General features: G+C 63.6%; 5 protein-coding genes. 4 read left to right on the forward strand and 1 reads right to left on the reverse strand.

Annotated elements, in window-relative coordinates; genetic code table 11:
* From AC1DUU_RS23345 to AC1DUU_RS23355, 3 genes are all read left to right on the forward strand, one after another.
* Positions 1-1,003: thiolase C-terminal domain-containing protein (locus AC1DUU_RS23345; RefSeq protein ID WP_476785766.1), on the forward strand; the 1,003-nt coding region annotated here is incomplete at its 5' end.
* A gap of 15 nt (positions 1,004-1,018) precedes the next feature.
* Entirely contained in the window at positions 1,019-1,810 is a 792-nt protein-coding gene (locus AC1DUU_RS23350; RefSeq protein WP_476785767.1) for an SDR family NAD(P)-dependent oxidoreductase, read from the forward strand.
* 42 nt (positions 1,811-1,852) lie between these two features.
* Positions 1,853-2,878 (forward strand): ABC transporter substrate-binding protein, encoded by a 1,026-nt coding sequence (locus tag AC1DUU_RS23355; protein WP_476785768.1) that lies wholly within the window; start codon positions 1,853-1,855, stop codon positions 2,876-2,878.
* Here the strand turns inward: AC1DUU_RS23355 and AC1DUU_RS23360 are convergent.
* Entirely contained in the window at positions 2,841-3,737 is an 897-nt protein-coding gene (locus AC1DUU_RS23360) for an IclR family transcriptional regulator (protein ID WP_476785769.1), read from the reverse strand. The two genes, AC1DUU_RS23355 and AC1DUU_RS23360, sit on opposite strands and share 38 nt — an antisense overlap.
* Before the next feature lie 144 nt (positions 3,738-3,881).
* On the opposite strand from AC1DUU_RS23360, the gene AC1DUU_RS23365 reads away from it, so the two are divergent.
* A partial coding sequence (locus tag AC1DUU_RS23365; RefSeq protein ID WP_476785770.1) for a CoA-binding protein occupies positions 3,882-4,729 on the forward strand: 848 nt, incomplete at its 3' end.

Consider the following 4,729-nt stretch of genomic DNA (forward strand, 5'->3'; position numbering starts at 1 on the left):
GTGTTCGCTCAACATGGAAAATGTCTTCCAGCACGACATCGCGCGCGACCTCGGCATGAAGGAGGTGACCTACTACGCGCAGATGCCCGCCGGTGGTCATGGCGGCTGCGGGACTGTTGGCCATGGCGCTATGGCGATTGCCACCGGCCAGGCCAAGGTAGTCGTCGGTTGGCGCTCACGCAAGCGGAGCGGCCGCGCGAGCCGCGTCTGGGCTCAGCTGGAACAGCGCATCCAGGGCAGCCGCGACACCTGGTTGAGACCCTGGGGCATTATCCGCCCGGTCGACGAGGTGGGTGTGCTTGCCATGCGCTACATGCACGAGTTTGGCGCCACCCGCGATCATCTCGCCAATGTCGCATTGGCGTTTCGAAGCCATGCCAATCGCAATCCCAATGCCTTCATGCATGCCAAGCCGATGAGCCGCGAGGACTATTTCGCCGCGCGCTGGGTCAGCGAGCCGTTGTGTCTGTTCGATTGTTGCCTTGAGACCGACGGGGCGATCGCCTTCGTCGTCACCTCTGCGGAGCGGGCCAGGGATTGCCGTGCCAGGCCCGTCTACATCCATGCTGCAGCTCAAGGGTTCGACGGCGGCAGTGCCATACTTGCCAACTACTTCACGGCTGATCCGATGCGCTCACAGGCCGCGACCTGCGCGAAGTCGCTGTGGCGCCAGAGCGACTTCCGTGCCTCCGACATCAAGGTGGCGCAGTTCTACGACGCCTTCACGCCAGAAGTGTTCTTCACCCTTGAAGGTTATGGCTTTTGCGGGCGAGGCGAGGGGGCAGCCTTCACCGAGGACGGCGGCATCGCGCTTGGTGGGCGCCTGCCGGTCAACACCGGCGGCGGCAGCCTCTCGGAGGTCTATCTGCATGGTTTCAACATGATCACCGAAGGCGTGAAGCAGATACGCGGCAACTCGACCGGTCAGGTCGACAACGCCGACTGCTGCTTGGTGAGCTCAAGCGATCTGGGCCCGACCTGTGCGGTCGTGCTGCGCAATTGAGATGGAGGGCTAACGATGCACGATACCATCGTCTGGATCAGTGGTGCGACGCAGGGCGTGGGCCTCGGGCTCGCCCGCAACGTTCCTTTCAAGAGCGCCCGCATCATCAATCTGTCGCGCCGGAAGCACCCCGATTACGAGAGCGTCGCGTTCGACCTGACTGACCCTTCGACATGGGATCGCATCCGCGGCCATTTCATCCGGGAATTGGCCGCGTTTCGCGGCAAGCGCGCCATCTTCATCCACAACGCATACTATTCCGAAGCGATCGGCGTGGTCGGCAAGGTCTCCTCGGAGACGTATGAAAAAGGCGTGCTTGCCAATCTCGCTGCACCCTTCGTGCTTGCCGAAGCGTTTCTCGATGCTTGCCGCCCCGGCTACGAGGCAGGGCTGGTGATGCTTTCTTCCGGCGCGGCGGTTGCAGCGCTCGAAGGCCTCGCCACCTACTGCGCCTCCAAGGTTGCTATCGAGCACTGGGTCGAAGTTGTCGCGCGCGAGCGCCAGAGCCGCGGCGGAACCGGGCCGTGGGTGGTGGCGGTGCGGCCGGGCGGCGTCGACACGCCGGCCTTGCGCGCAGCCTCCGGAGTCGATCCCGAGCTTTATCCGCGGGTGGCGAGCCTCAAGCGCAACATTCCCAATCGCGTCGACATTGACACAGCCGGCAGGCGGATATGGGCGGCGCTGCCGCCGGCCCCTGATACCGCGGTCATCTCGTTCGCCGAGCCGCCGGGCGACCCGGCATTCCACTTCGGTGGACCGCGCGTCAGGCAGTTCGCCGGGTCGAGCTGGAAGCTGGTCTACGACTGACGACGAGGGCCGGCGGCCAAGAGGATCAACAGGGAGGAAGCTATGAAATCTCTATGGAAGAAACTGGCGCTTGCCGCCGCCGTAATCGGGATGAGCCTCGGCGCCCGTGCCGAGGGCTCTGACGCGCCAAAGCCTCTGCCGCAGCGCGAGAAGGTGACAGTCGCCATGACTGCCAAGGTCGAGGCCTACATCCCGATGATCCTTGCCGAGCGAATGGGTGAGTTCGACAAGGAAAACATCGACATCGAATACACCTTCGCCAAGTCGAGCGACGGCATCGTGCTCCTGTCCACAGGTCGTGCTGACGTGCTTGGCGGCCAGCCGAGCGCGGCCGTCTTCAACGCCATCGCCAGTGGCGCCGACATCCGCGTGGTGGCGCCGCTCTTCGTCCAGTCGCCGGCCTCCAAGCAGGGGATCTGGGCCAACAACGCCTTTCTCAACGGCCGCAAGTTCACCGTCGACCTGTTCAAGGACCAGACCGTCGCCAGCGCCATCGGCCTCGGCTCGACGGCCTCCTACTTCCTGCAGACGGAACTGGAGAAAGTCGGCCTGTCGCTCAAGGACGTGAAGTTCCAGACCATGGCTTCGCCTGACATCCTGGTGGCACTCGAGAACGGTGCCGTCAATTTCGGCTACCTGATCGACTCCATCTGGCAGAAGGCGGATGAATCCAAGGTGTCGCTGGCCTTCGTCCAGGGACCGGAGATGTCGGCAGGGTCGTGGAGCTTCGGTCCACGCCTGCTCAAGGAACGCCGCGACGTCGGTGAGGCGGTGATGCGGGCGCTGGTACGCACGACGCGCACCTATCTCCAGGGCGACTACCATAACAACCCTGAGATCATGAAGATCATGCTCGAGGAGCTGCAGCTGCCCGAGGAGACGCTGAAGAAGGGTGTCTCGCTTACCTTCGATCCCAACCTCTACATGCCGGCCGATCTCGCCAAGCGCCTGCAGAAGACCTACGCGCTCATTCCCGAGGTGCTGTCTTACACCGAGCTGATGCCGGAGGATCGCGTCGTTGACCAGGGCTTCATTGCTGCCGCAGGAATTCCCATTCCGGCGAAATAGGCAGGTCGTCATTGGCCCGGTGCAATTCCGCGAGGCGTTGGTGCCGGGTCACTATCTGCCTGAGGGTGGACCCAAGGGCAGCCGTGCCGGGGCTCTCCTCGGGCGCGGTACTGATAAGCCCCACGGCGACCGGAACACGCATGAACTTCGACTGGAAGGATGCCGCGACCGCGGTCACGCCTTCCGCCGAGAAGCCGCGGGAGGTGGCATAGCCTTGTTTGCGAACCGATCTGACCTTGTCGAGCAGTGCGGTCAAGTTGGCCGTGCGCCTTGCCGGCGGCTCGGTGCGGAACATGCGCTTGGCAATCTCCACCACCATCTCCTGCGGCTTGCCCGACAAAAGTGCCATGCCGGCGGCGGTCGACCAGTCGTAATCGGTGAAGCCTTCGACATGGACGCCAGCGTGAAAATCGGAGCCGGGAATGATCGCCGAGCACTGCACCCAGCGGTCGTTTTGCATACACAGCCAAACCGTCAGGCCGGTGCGGCGATGAACTTCGTCCATCAGGTCGGAGACCGCCGTACCACCGAAGAACGAACCTTCGAGGCGCCGGGCGAGCGTGACGATCCGGTAGGATGGCAGGTAGACCTTCTGGCGCGGATCGAAGGCGAGGTAGCCGGTGCGCACCAACGTCTTCAGTATGTCGTCGGCGCTGGAGTTGGGGATGGCGAGCGCACGGCTGATCTCAGTCGTTCGCGCCGGCCGCGGATTGGCCTGGAAGTATTCGAGTACAGAAAGCACGCGCAGACTGGATTTCACCACACCGCCAGAACGGTCGTTGGTGACGCCCCGCAGCAGTTCGTTGGGTTCTTCGAATCCCAACTCCGCCCGTCTCGCCGTACTGGCCGCGGATCCCATGGCGCTCTCCTCTCCTTGCGCCGGTGTGCCGACGCAGAGCGTTTCGTGCCCCAGCTTGGCACCTCACCAGGAACTTGAATTCGGCCATTTGGCCTAGGCCGTTTGCCCCTCAATCTGAAAACCCTATCGAAAGACCCCGACACCATGCAGACCATCCCACAGGCAATCCGGCACGCCCGCGACGAACTCGACCGCAGCCTGGCGGATCTCCAGCGCATGTTTTGCAAGAAGACCGGGATCGCCTATGTCGGCCGTGTCGATGCGTCGCCGCAGGCGCACAATTGGTTCCGCCGCTTCGGCGAGGATGTTCGGTTCTGCTACGTCAATCCGCGCGGCGGCGAGGCCGGCGGCATGCCCGTCTTCACGTCGATGGCAGAGGTGCCTGACTACATCGACCTCGCCGTGGTCAAGGTGGCGCCGGCGATCGTTCCGCAGGTGATCGCCGATTGCGGTCGCCGCGGCGTGCGCGACGTTATTGTCTTCAGCTCCGGCTTTTCGGAAGTGGGTGCCGAGGGTGCCGCTCTCGAGGCCAAGGTCGCCGCGGCGGCGCGCGAACATGGCGTGCGCGTCATCGGGCCGAACACCAACGACAATACCTTTGAGCAGTTTCCCATACCGGAGCAGCATCGCGGCGGCCTGATCGGGTTGGTCACCCAGAGCGGCTTCAACGGCCGCCCTATCGTCGAGGGCGTAGCCATGGGGGCTGCCTTTCGGCGCTGGGTAACGGTAGGCAACGAGGTCGATCTCGAGGTTGCCGACTTCATCAACTACTTTGCGCACGATCCGCAGACGTCAGTCATCGCTGCCTATGTCGAGGGCTTCAAGTCGATCTCGAAGCTGCGGCTGGCGCTTGAGGCGGCTAATGCAGTGAAGAAGCCGGTGGTCATGCTGAAAATGGGGTCGACCGAGCGTGGCGCGCGCATGGCCGCCTCGCACACCGRCCATCTCGCCGGGGCGGATGCGGTCATAAACGGCTTGTTCAAGCAATATGG

Source organism: Aminobacter sp. P4_H6_2 (assembly GCF_056400805.1).

Excerpts from the sequence above, each read along its gene's own strand:
- AC1DUU_RS23350 (WP_476785767.1), top strand. The coding sequence starts at position 1,019 with ATGCACGATACCATCGTCTGGATCAGTGGTGCGACGCAGGGCGTGGGC.
- AC1DUU_RS23355 (WP_476785768.1), top strand. The coding sequence starts at position 1,853 with ATGAAATCTCTATGGAAGAAACTGGCGCTTGCCGCCGCCGTAATCGGG.
- AC1DUU_RS23360 (WP_476785769.1), bottom strand. The coding sequence starts at position 3,737 with ATGGGATCCGCGGCCAGTACGGCGAGACGGGCGGAGTTGGGATTCGAA.